The 14735-nt window shown below is 69.4% G+C and carries 16 protein-coding genes; 8 read left to right on the top strand and 8 right to left on the bottom strand.

Annotated features, from left to right (window positions below):
* Positions 1 to 7 precede the first annotated feature (7 nt).
* Together E0H92_RS16680 and thiO are read right to left on the bottom strand one after the other, a co-directional pair.
* Positions 8 to 967: a LysM peptidoglycan-binding domain-containing protein gene (locus tag E0H92_RS16680; protein ID WP_131496872.1), complete on the bottom strand. Its 960-nt coding sequence runs from the start codon at positions 965 to 967 to the stop codon at positions 8 to 10.
* Positions 968 to 1135: 168 nt separating this feature from the next.
* Entirely contained in the window at positions 1136 to 2263 is a 1128-nt protein-coding gene (gene thiO, locus E0H92_RS16675; protein WP_131496871.1) for a glycine oxidase ThiO, read from the bottom strand.
* A gap of 43 nt (positions 2264 to 2306) precedes the next feature.
* Here thiO and thiE point away from each other — a divergent pair, with 43 nt between their 5' ends.
* From thiE to E0H92_RS16660, 3 genes are read left to right on the top strand one after another with little or no spacing between them, the layout of a single operon-like run.
* Complete coding sequence (gene thiE, locus E0H92_RS16670; protein WP_238173459.1) at positions 2307 to 2954, top strand: thiamine phosphate synthase; 648 nt, start codon at positions 2307 to 2309, stop codon at positions 2952 to 2954.
* Positions 2951 to 3385: a guanyl-specific ribonuclease gene (locus tag E0H92_RS16665; protein ID WP_202873665.1), complete on the top strand. Its 435-nt coding sequence runs from the start codon at positions 2951 to 2953 to the stop codon at positions 3383 to 3385. Before thiE ends, E0H92_RS16665 begins: the two co-directional genes overlap by 4 nt.
* The gene (locus tag E0H92_RS16660; protein WP_131496869.1) at positions 3382 to 3807 is read left to right on the top strand and encodes a barstar family protein; all 426 of its coding nucleotides are present in this window, start codon (positions 3382 to 3384) and stop codon (positions 3805 to 3807) included. The genes E0H92_RS16665 and E0H92_RS16660 overlap by 4 nt, the downstream gene beginning before the upstream one ends.
* Here the strand turns inward: E0H92_RS16660 and E0H92_RS16655 are convergent.
* Positions 3790 to 4128: a DUF4180 domain-containing protein gene (locus E0H92_RS16655; RefSeq protein ID WP_131496868.1), complete on the bottom strand. Its 339-nt coding sequence runs from the start codon at positions 4126 to 4128 to the stop codon at positions 3790 to 3792. The two genes, E0H92_RS16660 and E0H92_RS16655, sit on opposite strands and share 18 nt — an antisense overlap.
* Before the next feature lie 74 nt (positions 4129 to 4202).
* Here E0H92_RS16655 and E0H92_RS16650 point away from each other — a divergent pair, with 74 nt between their 5' ends.
* Positions 4203 to 4622, top strand: coding sequence for a helix-turn-helix domain-containing protein (locus tag E0H92_RS16650; RefSeq protein ID WP_131462731.1), 420 nt, complete (start codon positions 4203 to 4205; stop codon positions 4620 to 4622).
* On the opposite strand, the gene E0H92_RS16645 is transcribed toward E0H92_RS16650, so the two are convergent.
* Positions 4623 to 5693: a polyprenyl synthetase family protein gene (locus E0H92_RS16645; RefSeq protein ID WP_131496867.1), complete on the bottom strand. Its 1071-nt coding sequence runs from the start codon at positions 5691 to 5693 to the stop codon at positions 4623 to 4625. It lies immediately after the preceding gene.
* A gap of 57 nt (positions 5694 to 5750) precedes the next feature.
* Here E0H92_RS16645 and metF point away from each other — a divergent pair, with 57 nt between their 5' ends.
* Together metF and E0H92_RS16635 are read left to right on the top strand one after the other, a co-directional pair.
* Entirely contained in the window at positions 5751 to 6668 is a 918-nt protein-coding gene (gene metF / locus E0H92_RS16640; protein ID WP_131462733.1) for a methylenetetrahydrofolate reductase [NAD(P)H], read from the top strand.
* A 4-nt stretch (positions 6669 to 6672) separates the two neighbouring features.
* Positions 6673 to 7203, top strand: coding sequence for a SixA phosphatase family protein (locus E0H92_RS16635; protein ID WP_131462734.1), 531 nt, complete (start codon positions 6673 to 6675; stop codon positions 7201 to 7203).
* A 6-nt stretch (positions 7204 to 7209) separates the two neighbouring features.
* Here the strand turns inward: E0H92_RS16635 and E0H92_RS16630 are convergent, their stop codons facing one another.
* From E0H92_RS16630 to E0H92_RS16620, 3 genes are all read right to left on the bottom strand, one after another.
* On the bottom strand, positions 7210 to 9426 hold the full coding sequence (locus tag E0H92_RS16630; RefSeq protein WP_131496866.1) for a HelD family protein: 2217 nt from the start codon (positions 9424 to 9426) through the stop codon (positions 7210 to 7212).
* Positions 9427 to 9517: 91 nt separating this feature from the next.
* Entirely contained in the window at positions 9518 to 10825 is a 1308-nt protein-coding gene (locus E0H92_RS16625; RefSeq protein WP_131496865.1) for a phytoene desaturase family protein, read from the bottom strand.
* Between the two features lie 2 nt (positions 10826 to 10827).
* Positions 10828 to 11448, bottom strand: coding sequence for a DUF4126 domain-containing protein (locus E0H92_RS16620; protein ID WP_131496864.1), 621 nt, complete (start codon positions 11446 to 11448; stop codon positions 10828 to 10830).
* A 162-nt stretch (positions 11449 to 11610) separates the two neighbouring features.
* Between E0H92_RS16620 and E0H92_RS16615 the strand changes: the two genes are divergently transcribed.
* Both E0H92_RS16615 and E0H92_RS16610 read left to right on the top strand, forming a co-directional pair.
* Positions 11611 to 13530: an N-acetylmuramoyl-L-alanine amidase gene (locus tag E0H92_RS16615; RefSeq protein ID WP_131496863.1), complete on the top strand. Its 1920-nt coding sequence runs from the start codon at positions 11611 to 11613 to the stop codon at positions 13528 to 13530.
* Positions 13531 to 13540: 10 nt separating this feature from the next.
* Entirely contained in the window at positions 13541 to 14269 is a 729-nt protein-coding gene (locus E0H92_RS16610; protein WP_131496862.1) for a nucleotidyltransferase domain-containing protein, read from the top strand.
* Here E0H92_RS16610 and E0H92_RS16605 read toward each other — a convergent pair.
* Positions 14262 to 14732 (bottom strand): YbaK/EbsC family protein, encoded by a 471-nt coding sequence (locus tag E0H92_RS16605; protein WP_131496861.1) that lies wholly within the window; start codon positions 14730 to 14732, stop codon positions 14262 to 14264. The two genes, E0H92_RS16610 and E0H92_RS16605, sit on opposite strands and share 8 nt — an antisense overlap.
* Between the last annotated feature and the right edge of the window lie 3 nt (positions 14733 to 14735).

Here is a 14735-nt window from a genome sequence, read left to right as displayed (position 1 = left end):
CTCAGGCTCACCGCAGGGGGTCCCACCCGCGTTCCAGCTGCGCCTGGATCCGCAGGACGTTCTTCACGTAGAGCTTGGTGTCGGCGTACATGCCGTTCTTCTTCACGCCGCCGAGGCCCTGGTAGTAGCCGGCCACCGCGATGTCGAGCTTGGCGGCGCCGGTCAGGCGGCTCAGCAGGACGACGCCGGCGGTGACGTTGTCGCGGGGTTTCAGCAGGTCCAGGTCGCGGCCGACGAGCTTGGAGGCGAACCGGCCGGTCGACGGGATCACCTGCATCGCGCCGATCGCGTTCGCGGGGGAGACGACCCGCTGCTTCCAGCCGGACTCCTGCCAGCTGACCGCGAGCGCCAGCTCCGGGTCGACGCCGTACCGTTTCGCGGTGCTGACGATCAGGGCGCGCATCTGGGTCCGGGTCGGCAGCTTGCGCTTCTTCAGCGTGGCCCGGTTCCGGTTGGCCGCGGCGACGATGTGGTCGGCGTACGTGCGCCCCGCGAACGTGTTGTCCTTCCTGGCCTTGGAGCGCACCTTCACCGGCACCTGCAGCGGCTTGCCGGCGTAGATCCGGGCGCCGGACTTCAGCCCGTTCGCGGCGAGCAGGTTGGCCTGCGAGCACTTGAAGCGCTTCGCGATCCCGGAAACGGTGTCGCCGGGCTTCACGACGTACGTCACCCGGCCGAGCTGGGAGCGTTTCGCCGGCGTCTTGGCGGTGGTCTTCGACGACCCCTTGCCTGCTCCCTTGCCTGGGACCTTGAGCACCTCGCCGGCGTAGATCGCGTTGCCGTTGCCGGGCAGCTTGTTCAGCGCGACCAGGGTCGACACCGTCGTGCCGTACCGGCCGGCGATGTGACTGAGGGTGTCACCCTCCTTGACCTTGTACGCGCCGAAGCCGGGCGCACCGGCGGTGATCACCGCCGCGGTCAGCACCGGCACGGCCAGGCCGCTCAAAATCCGTACGACGTTGCGCATCGCAACCAACTCCCCGTGTGAACGTCACCTGACCGTATGTGCTGGTACGGATGTGACAACAGTGGCGAATGGGGTTGGTGTTACGCCTGTAACGCAAAGGTTACAATTCAAGGCTGAACTACATTGTTGTCGTTCACAATCTTTCCGGTTGCTGCGGGCAACGGTGAGTCAGTGCCCGAACCGGCTGGCGAGGAAGGGCTTCCCGAGGTCCGGCAACGTCCCTGTCCGCACGGTGTCAGCCAGGATCTGCGCGGTGACCGGTGTCAGCAGCACGCCGTTGCGGTAGTGGCCGGTTGCCCACAGCAACCGATCCAGACCGGAGGGGCCGAGTATCGGCGCGTTGTCCGGGGTCGCCGGGCGGAGGCCGGCGAGTGCCTCCACCAGCTCGAGCTCGTCCGTAATGGGCAGCACGGTCCGCGCGTCACGCAGCAGGGCGAACACGCCACCCGCCAGCACCCGCGTGTCGTACCCGAGCTCGCTGGTGGTGGCTCCGACCACCAGCTCGCCACCCGGTCGCGGTACGAGGTAGACCGAGAAGCCACGGGCTGTGGCGCGTACGGTGTGCTGGAGTGCCGGGCGGTACGCCTCCGGGACCCGCAAGCGCAGTACCTCACCCTTCACCGGACGCACCGGCGGACGAAGCTCCTCGGGTACGCCGTCCAGCTGCGACGACCACGGCCCCGTTGCCGCGATCACGTGACCTGCGTGCACCGTGTCACCGTTCTCGAGCTGTACGCCGAGTGCCGTCGTACCGGACGTGATGACCTGGGTGACGCGCTGGCGGATGACCTGTACGCCGGAGAGCTCGACGGCGCGGAGCAGCGTGGCCACGGCCTGCCTGTTGTCGACGGAGTGGTCTCCGGGGACCCAGACGCCACCGGAAACACCTGTGGCGAGCAGAGGCTCGCGACGGCGGGCGTCACGACCGGACAGCTCCTCTACCTCGAGCCCGAGACGCCGCTGGTAGTCGGCGAGCCTCCGGAGCGCTGCTGCGTCGTCCACGTCGTAAGCGACGGACAGCGTGCCGGTCTGGTGCAGGCCCGCGGGCTGTCCCGTCAGGTCCTCGAGCTCGGCGGCGAACGTCGGCCAGGCGTTCACCGACGCGAGGTTGAGGGCCAGGAGGTCGTCCTCGCCGTACTCCACCTCGGTGACCGGGGCGAGCATGCCGGCGGCGACGTTCGAGGTCTGCGCGCCCGGTGTGGGGTCACAGACCGTCACCTGGATACCGTCTGCGGCCAGTCGCCACGCGGTCGCCAAACCGATCAATCCGCCGCCGACAACCACCACATCAGGCATGCCCTCAACCCTACTTCTGGGGGGACATGGCAGGCTTTGGGGTGTGACCGACCACACCGATCGTCTCGCGGATGCCCGGCTCTACCTGTGCACGGATGCGCGCGAGAAGCAGGGTGACCTCGAACAGTTCCTGGACGCCGCGCTGGCCGGTGGCGTGGACATCGTGCAGCTCCGGCAGAAGGACATGGAGGCTGCCGACGAGCTGGCCGCGCTGGAGGTGTTCGCGGACGCGTGCCGGCGGCACGGCAAGCTGCTGGCCGTCAACGACCGTGCTGACATCGCCTTCGCGGCGGGCGCCGACGTACTGCATCTGGGGCAGCGTGACCTGCCGGTGCACGCCGCCCGCGCGATCGTCGGGCCTGCTCCGGTCGTGGGGCGCTCGACGCACACGTTCAGCCAGGTGAACGCCGCGGTCGACGAGGTGGGGTCGGACTACTTCTGCGTCGGGCCGACCTGGGCGACGCCGACCAAGCCGGGGCGTCAGGCCGCCGGTCTGGACCTGGTGTCGTACGCGGCCGGTCGCAAGCAGCCGAAGCCGTGGTTCGCGATCGGCGGCATCGACCTGGAGCGGCTGGACGAGGTACTGGAAGCGGGGGCCACGCGCGTGGTCGTCGTACGGGCGATCACCGAGGCGGACGACCCGGGGGAGGCGGCCGCCGCGTTCAGCCGGAGACTGCGGGTGGCCGGGTGATCAACAACCCGAAGGCCGCGCGGATCGTCGCGGTCGTGGTGATCGCCATGCTGGTGATCACCCTGGCGGCCTCGCTGTTCGGCTGCGCTGCGGACACGAAAGCGGCCGACCAGAAGGCAGACGTCGACCCGACGAGCGGTCTCGCGTACGTCGCCGTGGCGGACCTGCCGAAGGAGGGCCAGGACACGCTGAAGCTGATCGACCAGGGCGGGCCGTACCCGTACGGCCGGGACGGTGTGGTGTTCGGCAACCTGGAGAAGATCCTGCCGAAGCACGACCGCGGCTACTACCACGAGTACACCGTGAAGACGCCGGGGGAGAAGGACCGCGGGGCCCGCCGCATCGTGACCGGCAACGCCGGCGAGCGTTATTACACGGACGACCACTACAAGTCCTTCCGCCGGATCGCGGAAGACGGGGGAACTTCATGAGCCTGCTGCGGGCGCTGCTGGAGGAGGGGTTGCGGCCTGGTGTCTATCGCTGGCCGGCCGCTCCAGGTGCCGACGCCGTACGCCGGGACGCGCTGGACGAAGGCTTCGGGTTCGTGCTGCTCGACACCGGCGAGATCCACGACAAGACCGGGTTTCTCGACCTGTGCGCGACCGCGTTCGACCTGCCGCGCTGGTTCGGCCGGAACTGGGACGCGCTGGCCGACTCGCTCAGCGACCGGTCGACGGGTGCACCCGAGGTCGTGCTGTGGACCGGGCTGCGGCACCTGCTCGACCACGACCACGACACGGTCGACGTCGCGCTACAGATTTTCGCCGAGGACACCACGAACTCCGGTCAGCTCCGGGTTCTCATCGCCGAGACGGAAACGCCTGACCTGCTGAGCTCACTGCCGGTCCTCTAGCTGCTCGTTCAAAGCGTCGAGATCCGCGGCGAACAGCAGGTTGCGGCCGCGGTTGCTCTCCCGCACCCAATCCGCCAGCGGCTTGCTCGCCGCGACCCGCTCCGAGATGTCGCCGACGACGGCCAGGCCCATCCGGTACATCACGAACTTCTGCGTGATCGCGCCGGCCCGTCCGCTGCTCAGCTCGAAGAACGCGTCCCCCAACTGCTCCGGCGTGAACACGATCCACTCGGCCTCGTGTGCGTAGTGCGCGTCGACGATCAGCTGTACGGCGTCGCTCTCGTCGCCGAGTGGTGTGTCGCTGATGTGTACCCGTGGCATGTGCTCAAATTACCCTAAGTACCCTAATTCGACTATTTATAGGGAATTCTAAGGAACTGCCGTACGCTGATGGGATGGCCCAGGAGCTGTACTCGGTGGAGCAGGTCGCGAACCGCCTGGGGCTGCACGTTCGCACCATCCGCAACTACGTCCGCGACGGCCGGCTGAAGGCGGTGCGGATCGGCAAGCAGTACCGGATCACCCGCGAGGACCTCGAGGAATTCACCGGTACGCCGACTGCCGTCGTCGACGTCGACCGCTCCGCACGGCACGTCGAGGCGTCCAGCATCGTCCACATCGACGCGGTCGACCGCGCCACCGCCGACCGCCTCAGCACCCACATCCACGGCGCGCTGAACGCGCCCGAGGCGGTCCACCTCAAGGCCGAGACGATCTACGACGAGGAGCGAGCCGTCCTCAAGGTCATCATCCTCGGCAACCTCCCCGCTACCGCGGATCTCCTCCGCCTGATCAATCTGCTGGCGGACCAGTAGCTACACGACCCGCGACGTCGCCGCGACGGCCAGGTCGGTGAGTGCCTTGCGTGCCTGGTCGTCGGCCAGCGGGGCCTGGTCGAGGGCGTCGAGTGCGTCCTCGGTGCGGTCGGTGATGAGCTCCTCGCAGGCCTGGACGGCGCGGGAGTCCTGAAGGATCTCGCGGAGCAGCTGGATCTCGTCGTCGTCGAGGTCCGGGCGCCCGAAGAGCCGGTCGAACTCGGCCAGCTGGATCTCTGACGCGTGGTCGACGGCGTACGCGATCAGGACCGTCCGCTTGCCTTCGCGCAGATCGTCCCCGGCCGGCTTACCCGTCACCGCCGGATCCCCGAACACCCCGAGCAGGTCGTCCCGCAACTGGAACGCCTCGCCCAGCGGCAGCCCGTACCCGGACAGCGACGAGATCAACTCCGCGCTCCCGCCGCCCAACGCCGCACCGACGTGCAGCGGCCGCTCGATCGTGTACGTCGCCGACTTGTACCGCAGCACCCGCAACGCCAGATCCATGTCCGACTCGCCGCTCGCCTGGGCCAGCAGGTCGAGGTACTGCCCGGCCGTCACCTCGACCCGTACGGCGTCGAAGTACTGCTCCGCCCGGGCCAGCGCCGCCGCGTCGAAGCCCGACGTGTGCAGCAGCTCGTCGGCCCAGATCAGACAGAGGTCCCCGAGCAGGATCGCGGCGCCGACTCCGAACCCGACCGGATCCGCGCCGTGCCCGGACTTCGCGGACCGTTCCCGCTGCAGCGCCTCGAACCGGCGATGCGCGGACGGCGCGCCCCGCCGTACGTCCGAGGAATCCATCACGTCGTCGTGCACCAGTGCGCTGACGTGCAGCATCTCCAGGCTCGCCGCGGCGGTCAGGATCGGCTGCTCCGGGTCGCCACCCGCGGCCCGGAAACCCCAGTAGCAGAAGGACGGACGCAGTCGCTTGCCGCCGCTGGTCGCGTCCCGCGCGGCCTGCACCTGCTCGGCCAGTTCCGGCCCGATGGCGGTCAGCCGCTGTTCCTGCCGGTCGAGGAAGCCGCTCAGTGCACGCTGGATCTCGGCCGGGATGTCCACATCGCCATACACGTCTCGGAGCGTAGTCGGTGGGCAGACGGAGGAGGCCACCGCGGGTAACCTGACGTCATGGCGAACGGTCTTCCTTCGACGCTTCCCGGCGGTGCGCCGACCATCCGCGAGCTGCTGGCATCCGGAGACCGGTCCTTCTCGTTCGAGTTCTTCCCACCGAAGACCCCCGAGGCGGAGGAGGTGCTGTGGCGGTCGATCCGCGAGATCGAGCAGCTGCGGCCGACCTTCGTCTCGATCACGTACGGCGCCGGCGGGACGACGCGGGACGGCACGATCCGGGTCACCGAGCGGGTCGCGCAGGACACGTCGCTGACACCGCTCGGGCACCTGACCTGCGTCGCGCACTCCCGCGACGAGCTGCGTTCCGTGATCGGCGCGTACGCCGGATCCGGCGTCCGGAACATGCTCGCGCTCCGCGGCGACCCGCCGGGCGGGCCGAACCAGCCCTGGGTCGCGCACCCCGAGGGCCTCAACCACGCCATCGAGCTGGTCGAGTTGATCCGGTCGCTGGGTGACTTCTGCGTCGGTGTCGCCGCGTTCCCGGACAAGCACCCGGAAGCGACCTCGCTCGAGGCGGACGCGCAGGTGCTCGCCGCGAAGGCCCAGGCCGGCGCCGACTACGCCATCACGCAGATGTTCTTCGGCGCCGACGACTACTTCCGGCTCGTCGACCGGGCCGCCGCGCTCGGCTGCGACATCCCGGTACTGCCCGGCATCATGCCGGTCACGAACATCAAGCAGATCCAGCGGATGGCCGACCTCACCGGTATGGCGCTGCCGGCCGCGGTCACCGACCGGCTGCACGCCGTCGAAGACGACCCGGCCGCCGTCCGCGAGGTCGGCGTCGAGATCGCGACCGAGCTGTGCGAGCGCCTGCTGGCCGGCGGCGCACCCGGCATCCACTTCATCACCCTGAACAGATCCACCGCGACCCGGCAGGTGTTCCGCAACCTCAAGGCGTCCGTCGTATCCTGACGCAATGGCTGACCCGTCGGACCTGTTGATCGACCGTACGCTCGTCCTGCTTCGGCACGCCAAGGCGGTGCCGCCCGAGACGATGCCTGATCTCGAGCGGCCGCTGGCCGAGCGCGGGCGGGCCGACGCGGGCGCCGCCGGGCGGCACCTCGTTGCCCAGGGCATCGAAGCGGACCTGGTCCTGTGCTCGCCGTCGAAGCGCACCCGCGAGACCTGGAAGTACGTCGCCGAGGCCGGTGTCGGCGCCAAGGACGTCTGGTACGACAAGCGCATCTACAACGCCGACACCGACGGCATCCTGGACGTCATCCACGAGGCCCCGGCGGAGGCCCGCACCGTGGTCGTCGTCGGCCACGCGCCGGGCATCCCGTGGCTCGCCGACGAGCTCGCCCTGGACGGCACCAGTCCGGAGCGCGTCGAGCTCACCCAGAAGTACCCGACCACGGGTCTCGCGATCCTGCACCTCACCACCCGCTGGGCCGACCTCTCGGCCAACGACGCCGACTTGGTGTCGTACGTCGTACCACGCGCCTGAGCAGCGTTAAGAGGGCAGCCAGCGGGTCGTGCTGTTGACGGTGATCATGCGCTGGGTGGCGCGGGTGAGGACCACGTAGAGCGCCCGTACGCCGCCCAGTGTGTCGCTGACGATCCGGTCCGGTTCGACGACGACCACGGCGTCGTACTCGAGGCCCTTCGAGTCGAGCGGGCTGACCGCGATCACCCGTGGGTCGTTCAGCTCGGCGAGGACCGGGTCGACGACCGGACGGAGCGCCGGCGGCACGATGACGCCGACGGTGCCCTCGACCAGCTGCAGCAACTCGACGGCCGCGTCACCGGCCGCCTCTGAGACCTTGCCCGCGTCGAAGACCCGGTGCTCCGGCTCCACCCCGGTACTGCGGACCGCGTTCGGCAGGTCCGCGTCCGGGATGGACTGCCGGATCACCTCTCCGGCGAACGAGTAGATCTCGGCCGAGTTCCGGTAGTTGGTGGACAGCCGGAACGCGTGCCGCTGCAGGTGAGACAGCATCGAGTCCATCGCGGCGCGTGCCTCGTCCGGGTCGGGCCAGGAGCTCTGCGCCGGGTCGCCGACGATCGTCCAGCTGGCCTGCGGTCCGCGCCGCGTCACCATCCGCCACTGCATGGGGGAGAGGTCCTGCGCCTCGTCCACCAGGACGTGCGCGTACTCCTCCGGCTCCTCCGCCTCCCGTGCGGCTGCGGCCCGGGCCCGGCGCTCGGAGCTGGTCAGTACTTCGTTGACGCCGTCCGACAGCCCTTCGAGCCAGTCGAACTCCTCGTCGTTGTTCTCCACGATCGGAGGACGGCCCAGAAACGAGCTGAGCTCGTCCAGCAACGCCACGTCGGCAATGGTGAACTCGTCGGTCGTCCGGATCGCGGTCGCGAGTGCGTCGATCTCGGCGGGAGTCAGGTCGTTGCGGGCCCAGCGCTGGAGACGGCGTGCGTCACCGAGCCAACGCAGTACCGCTTCGGGGGTCAGCACCGGCCACCACTGGCTGAAGAACGTGCGGAATGCCGGAGTGTCGGAGACGCGGTCGCCGAACGCCTCACGGTCACCGAGCGGCCCGTTGCGCAGGTCCTCAGGGAACCGCTGCCACAGCGCGGCGATCAGGCCCTTCCGCGCCTCTGCGGCGGCCCGGTTGCGGGCGGTGCGGCGCAGAGCGTTCCGGCGTACGTTGTCGAGCTGGTTGGCGTCGAGCTCGACCGTGGCGCCGCCGAGGAACACCCGCAGGTTCGTCGGCGCATTCGGCACCCGGTCGCGGGCGGCCCGTGACAGCACCGCACGCATCCGCAGCGAACCCTTGACGGCAGCCGCGGCGGCGTCGTCGACCGCGGTCGCCTTCACCCCGTCGACCAGCTCGCCGACAGCACGCAGCGACACCGTGTTCTCACCGAGGCTGGGCAGCACCCGCTCGATGTAGGCCATGAACGCGGCAGACGGGCCGACGACCAGTACGCCGCCACGCTCGAAGCGCCTGCGGTCGCTGTACAGCAGGTACGCCGCACGGTGCAGGGCCACCACGGTCTTGCCGGTACCGGGACCACCGCCGATGACGGTGACGCCCCGGGCGGGCGCCCGGATCGCTTTGTCCTGCTCGGCCTGGATGGTGGCGACGATGTCGCGCATCGTGTGCCCACGGGCCCGCGACAGCGACGCCATCAGCGCGCCCTCGCCCATCACCGGCAGGTCCTCCGGCGCCCGCTCCGGCGCCAGCAGGTCGTCCTCGAGACCGACGATCCGGGACCCCTTGTTCCGCAGCACGCGGCGCCGGACGACCTTCTGCCGGTCCGTCGCGGTGGCGCGGTAGAACGGCTCGGCCGCGGGCGCGCGCCAGTCGATCACCAGCGGTTCGTACTCGGCGTCGCGGACACCGATCCGCCCGACGTACAGCTTCTCGAGCTCGGTCGCGGTCGTGGCCGCCGGCTCGTCGTCACCGTGGTCGGAGTCGAGCCGGCCGAACACCAGGCCCTCGTGCTCGGCGTCCAGTTCGGCGATCCGGCGCGCGGCGGCGAACACCAGTACGTCGCGCTCGTACAGACCGGTCTGCTCCTCGTCGCGGACACGCCCGACGTTCTGCGCCTGGCCGCGCTGGTGGCCTTCGACCGCGATCCGGGACGCGGACCGCGCAGCCTCCTCGACCCGGCCGTAGACCCGGTCGACATGTTGTTGCTCCGCCGCCAGCTCAGCCCGCTCAGCTCTCTCAGCGTTGTCGTGATCGGCCGATGTGGGGGTTTGATCCACCGAGGTCCTCTCTACGGCCGGGACCCGCCCCGACTCAGAACACAGGAACAACCAATCTTAGTTGGCTTCACTGTCCAACCCCACAGGGGTCTCAGGCCTTCCCGATGGCGTCCGCCACGATGGCCGCGCCGAGTGTGGTGGCCGGCACACCGGAGCCCGGGTGCGCGCCCGCGCCGACGCAGTACAGCCCCTTGACCGGTGACACGTTGGTGGCGCGGCGGCGGGCGGTCTTGTAGCCCTCCCAGGCCACACCTGCCCACCAGGACGGCGACGTCTGCCGCGACACCACGTGCTCGCGAACAGGCAGGCCACGGGCGACCAAGAGGTCCAGTACGTCGTCAGTGGGGTAGCCGTGGACCAGTACTGACCAGGCCTGATGCCCGGGAGGAGCTGTGCCGCCGGTGCGAACGACTACGGTCGGTGTCCCGTGCAGGACGGTCTCGAACGGCAGCTGCGGCACCGGGTCCTTCAGACCGAGATGTACGACGTACGCCGCCTGCGCCTGGTGTGTGGACAGGATCCGCTTGCGTGCCTTCTTGGCGACCGGATCGTCGACGAAGGACTCGTAGAGGATCCGTGGGTCGACGTCACTGACGACGATGTCTGCGAGCAGTTCCTCACCGTCAGCGAGTCGTACGCCGGTCACTGCGCCACCTGACGTCGAGACGGCGACCACCTCGGCGCTGGTGCGCACAGTGATCCTCCGCTCGCTGGCGCGCTGTACAAGGGCGTCAGCGAGTGCGCCGAAGCCACCCGCGATCGTCCAGCGCCCGAAGGTGCGCTCCAGGTAGGACCAGACGCCGACGTACCCCGGTGTGAGGGCGGCGTCCGATCCGCCCTGGGCTGCGAAGTGCCGCAGGACCGCACGGGAACGGTCGTCGGTCAGCTCGCGTTGCGCGACCTTCTCCAGCGACTGCCAGGGCTTGAGAGCGCGGATGGTCTTGAGCGGCAGTTTGTCCTCGAGCGGTGGCTCCAGGGACGTCTTGCGAAGGATCTGCCAGGTCTCGCCGTAGGCGTCGACCAGGGCGGTCCACTGCGCTGCTGCAGGTGCACCGGCCAGGTCGGTCCACGCCGCTTCCTGTGCGCCGCGGTCGCTGACGGGCAGGTCGAGCACGGAGCCGTCAACGAACATGTGGCGACGCGGCTCGGACACCGGGTCCAGCTGCACCAGGCTCTCGATCGGACGGCCGCTCTTGCGGAACAGGTCGCGTAGCGCGGCCGGGAGCGTCGTACTGGCGGCTCCGGCGTCCCACGTGAACCCGTCCGCCTCCACACGGCCGAGCGCGCCGCCCAGGCGCTCGTCACGTTCGCAGACGGTCACCTGGTGGCCGAGCTTGGCCAGCCGCACAGCACTCGCGAGACCGGCCAGACCGGCCCCAACGACAATCACATTCGCCATTCCTATTCCTTCCCCACCCCACCACCCCGGTCAGGCAAAGCAGCACTTTTCTCTCGCCAAGCCTTGAATCTGACATACCCGCGCCGGATGAACCTGAACGCGAAGTACACCCCGAGCAGTCCGAGGATCAGCAGCACGCCCGCGATGACGAGCGCGACCTCCGGGTGGAACGCGGCCAACGACATCACACCGGCGACCGCGACGTCCTCACCCGACGACGCGGCGATGTTGGTGACCGGCTCGGGGGAGGTGTTGATCGCGAGCCGCAGACTCGCCTTCACCGCGTGCGACAGCAACGCCACCAGGCCGCCGGTGGTCGCGATCAGGGCCTGCTCCAGCGTGCTCGCCTGACCGGACATCAGCGCGGCCAGGACCGCGCCGATCACCGGCCGGACGACGGTCGAGATCGCGTCCCACGCCGAGTCGACGTACGGGATCTTGTCGGCGACGAACTCGACCGCGAACAGCGCACCGGCAATGATCAGGACCGGCGTCGTGGTCAGCGAGTGCGGTACGTCGTCGGCGCCCGCGAACCGGCCGAGCAGACCGAGAATCAGCACGCAGGCGTAGGCGTTCACCCCACTGGCCCAGCCCGTCGTCACCGCCAGCGGCAGCGCTTCCATCGTCGTACTCCGTAACCCTCGGCACCGGCATGATTTCGTCAGTATCGAACTCGACGACGTGAGTTTTGGTTAACCGTTGACATCCGCGTCGCCCCGACCCACAGTGACTAGGCTGCCTGTCTGTGTGACCGGCACCCCGCCCTACGGGTTCAGGAGAACATCATGCTGCGTCGTCCGAAGATTCTTGCCGCAATGGGAGTGGTAGCGCTGTCGGTCGCTCTGACCGGCGTGTCGTTGGGAGGTCCACCGGCCGATGCCGCGCCGCCTGATGCCGCGCCGCCGAGTGCCGCGGCGGCGTTCCGCGAGGCCGCCGCGAAGTACGGCGTACCGGAGCCTGTCCTGCTGGCCGTCTCGTACGCCGAGTCCCGCTGGGACGACCACGCCGGGGCGCAGAGCACGTCCGGTGGCTTCGGCCCGATGCACCTGACCGCGCCGGGCGCGGCGTCGGCCGCCGACCTGTCCGACAAGCGGAAGGTCGGCGCGGCCGACTCCCCGCGCACGCTCTACAAGGCCGCCGAGCTGACCGGACTGGACCCGGTCGCGCTGCGGAAGGACGCCGCGTCCAACATCAACGGCGGCGCCGCGGTCCTGGCGTCGTACCAGAAGTCGCTCGGCCTGCCGGTCGGCGCGAACACCTCACCGGCCGAGTGGTACGGCGCGATCGCGACGTACGCCGAGGCTCCGGACAAGGTCGGCGCCGGCGGATTCGCCGACGACGTCTACTCGATCATGGCCAAGGGCGCGGCCCGTACGACGAACACGGGCCAGCAGATCGTGATGCCGGCGCTCGCCGTGACGCCGGACAAGTCGCAGATCGGCAAGCTGTCGCTGCCGGCCGGTGTGCAGCCGTCGAAATCCGATGTGGAGTGCCCGCCGTCGCTCGGCTGCGAGTGGCTGCCCGCGCCGTACTCGGAGTTCGGTGACGGCGACTACGGCAACCACGACCTCGCCAACCGGCCCAAGACCGGCAAGATCGACTACATCGTCATCCACGACACCGAGGGCGGCTGGCAGGGCGTGCTGAACCTGGTGCAGGACCCGACGTACGTGAGCTGGCAGTACACGATGCGCTCGTCGGACGGCCACGTCTGGCAGCACGTGAAGGCCAACGACGTCGCCTGGCACGCCGGCAACTGGTACGTGAACATGCACAGCATCGGCATCGAGCACGAGGGCTTCGCGGCCCAGGGCGCGACCTGGTACACCGAGTCGCTGTACCGCAACTCGGCCAAGCTGGTGCGCTACCTGGCCGTCAAGAACAACATTCCGCTCGACCGCGCGCACATCATCGGCCACGACCAGGTGCCGGGCACGATCCCGTCCACGGTCCGCGGCATGCACTGGGACCCGGGACCGTACTGGGACTGGGAGCACTACATGGACCTGATCGGCGCGCCGATCTGGGGCAAGTCCGTGCTGCCGGTACGCACCGGGTCGATCGTCTCGATCAAGCCGGGCTTCGCGGGCAACGTCCAGGTCATCAACAGCTGCGACACACCCGGTACGCCGTGCAAGCCGCAGAGCACCAACTTCATCTACCTGCGCCAGGCGCCGAACGACAGCGCCCCGCTGGTCAAGGACCTCGGTCTGCACCCGGACGGGTCGGACGGCACCACTGAGGTCTCCGACATGGGCTCCCGGGCCGCTGCGGGTTCGCAGTACGTCGTGGCCGAGCGTCAGGGCGACTGGGTCGCCGTCTGGTACTTGGGCGCGAAGGGCTGGTTCAAGAGCCCTGCGTCCGCTCCGGACGCGTTTGCCAAGCCGGGTCTGGTCGTGAAGCCGAAGGCCGGTCTCAAGACGGTGCCGGTGTACGGGCGTGCCTACCCGGAGCAGTCGGCGTACCCGGCCGGGATTCCGTACCAGACGGTGACGCCGCTGCAGTACTCGATCGGCGAGGGGCAGGCCTACCCGGTGGGTGACCTGAACATCGAGACCGACTACTACCGCGCGGTGACGTTCGCCGGAGAGCCGCCGACGGACCACGTCCAGGTGCTCGGGAAGGACAAGTACTACCAGATCTGGTTCGGCCACCGGATGGCCTACGTACGGGCCGCCGACGTGGACGTGCGACCAGCCATCTAGTCTGTCCTGCGTGATCGACGAAGCCGTCCAGCCTGTGCTGGACGGCTTTGTCACGTCCGTGCGTGAAGTCGCCGACGTCAAGGCGGTCTGGCTGCACGGTTCACTTGCCCTGGGCGACTACCAGCTCGGGCGGAGCGACCTCGACGTGATCGTGGCCGTCAAGAGCCCGCCACCGGCGGCCGTGGAGGAAGTGCATCGCCGGCTGATCCGGCAGTACCCGCTGGCCGAGAAGCTGCACTGCTCCTACATGACGGACCTCGCCGACCTGTCCGTCCGGCATCCCACGTTCGCGCACCAGGAGTACTTCGATCGCCCGGTGACACCGGTGACGCGCCGAGAGCTTGCCATCGGCAACTGCACGCTCTACGGCCCGCCGCCGGCCGAGCTGCTGCCCGCGGTCAGCGACGACGAGCTGTTCGACTTCGTCCGTCGCGATCTGCGCGAGTTCTGGCTGCCGGCCACCCGCAAGCGCGGGAACTGGTACGCCGACATCTGGGTCGACCTCAGCCTGCTGACGATCGCTCGCGCGCATGTGACGCTGGCGACCGGTGACCTGATCACCAAGCGCGCCGCCTTCGACGTCCTGCCCCGGCTCGGGGCGCCCGCGGACGTCGTCGAGGACATCCGCCGGCGCCGCTACCACCCGGAGCAGGTCCGGACCGGTCCCTGGTGGCGGCACACCCGCGCCGCGCTCACCCGGCGGTTCGTCCGGACCGCGATTCCCGCCGTACTCAGTTGACGGTGATCGGCGTACCGGCGGTCAGATTGAAGAGTTCGGCGTACGTCGTCGGGAAGACCGAGTGCGGGATACCCGCGGCGGCCCAGACCACCGGGTACTGCTCGAGCGCGGTGTCGACGTACGTCGGGACGCGGCCCGGGTGCCCGACCGGGGCGACGCCGCCGATCGACTGACCGGTGTGCTCCTTGACGAACTCCGGCGTGGCCCGCTTCAGCTTCGCGATGCCGAGCTCGGCCGCGACCTTGGCGGTGTCCACCCGGTGCGCGCCCGAGGTGAGGATCAGCACCGGGGCGCCGTCGCCGTTGAAGATCAGGCTGTTCGCGATCGCTCCGACCTCGCACCCGAGCTCGGCCGCCGCGGCCGCCGCGGTCGGCACCGCCTCGTCCAGGATCACGATCTCGCCGGTGGCACCGGCCGCCGCCAGGGCATCCGCCACCTTCTGCACATTGGGATGACTGCTCACATC

Origin of the sequence: Kribbella speibonae (assembly GCF_004331375.1) — a bacterium.
Lineage (GTDB): Bacteria > Actinomycetota > Actinomycetes > Propionibacteriales > Kribbellaceae > Kribbella > Kribbella sindirgiensis.
Note: the sequence above shows the minus strand (reverse complement) of the source record. Positions and strands in the feature narration are given on the sequence as shown.

Excerpts from the sequence above, each read along its gene's own strand:
- E0H92_RS16650 (WP_131462731.1), top strand. The coding sequence starts at position 4,203 with ATGGCCCAGGAGCTGTACTCGGTGGAGCAGGTCGCGAACCGCCTGGGG.
- E0H92_RS16655 (WP_131496868.1), bottom strand. The coding sequence starts at position 4,128 with ATGCCACGGGTACACATCAGCGACACACCACTCGGCGACGAGAGCGAC.
- E0H92_RS16620 (WP_131496864.1), bottom strand. The coding sequence starts at position 11,448 with ATGGAAGCGCTGCCGCTGGCGGTGACGACGGGCTGGGCCAGTGGGGTG.
- E0H92_RS16660 (WP_131496869.1), top strand. The coding sequence starts at position 3,382 with ATGAGCCTGCTGCGGGCGCTGCTGGAGGAGGGGTTGCGGCCTGGTGTC.
- E0H92_RS16635 (WP_131462734.1), top strand. The coding sequence starts at position 6,673 with ATGGCTGACCCGTCGGACCTGTTGATCGACCGTACGCTCGTCCTGCTT.
- E0H92_RS16615 (WP_131496863.1), top strand. The coding sequence starts at position 11,611 with ATGCTGCGTCGTCCGAAGATTCTTGCCGCAATGGGAGTGGTAGCGCTG.
- E0H92_RS16625 (WP_131496865.1), bottom strand. The coding sequence starts at position 10,825 with ATGGCGAATGTGATTGTCGTTGGGGCCGGTCTGGCCGGTCTCGCGAGT.
- thiO (WP_131496871.1), bottom strand. The coding sequence starts at position 2,263 with ATGCCTGATGTGGTGGTTGTCGGCGGCGGATTGATCGGTTTGGCGACC.
- E0H92_RS16680 (WP_131496872.1), bottom strand. The coding sequence starts at position 967 with ATGCGCAACGTCGTACGGATTTTGAGCGGCCTGGCCGTGCCGGTGCTG.
- metF (WP_131462733.1), top strand. The coding sequence starts at position 5,751 with ATGGCGAACGGTCTTCCTTCGACGCTTCCCGGCGGTGCGCCGACCATC.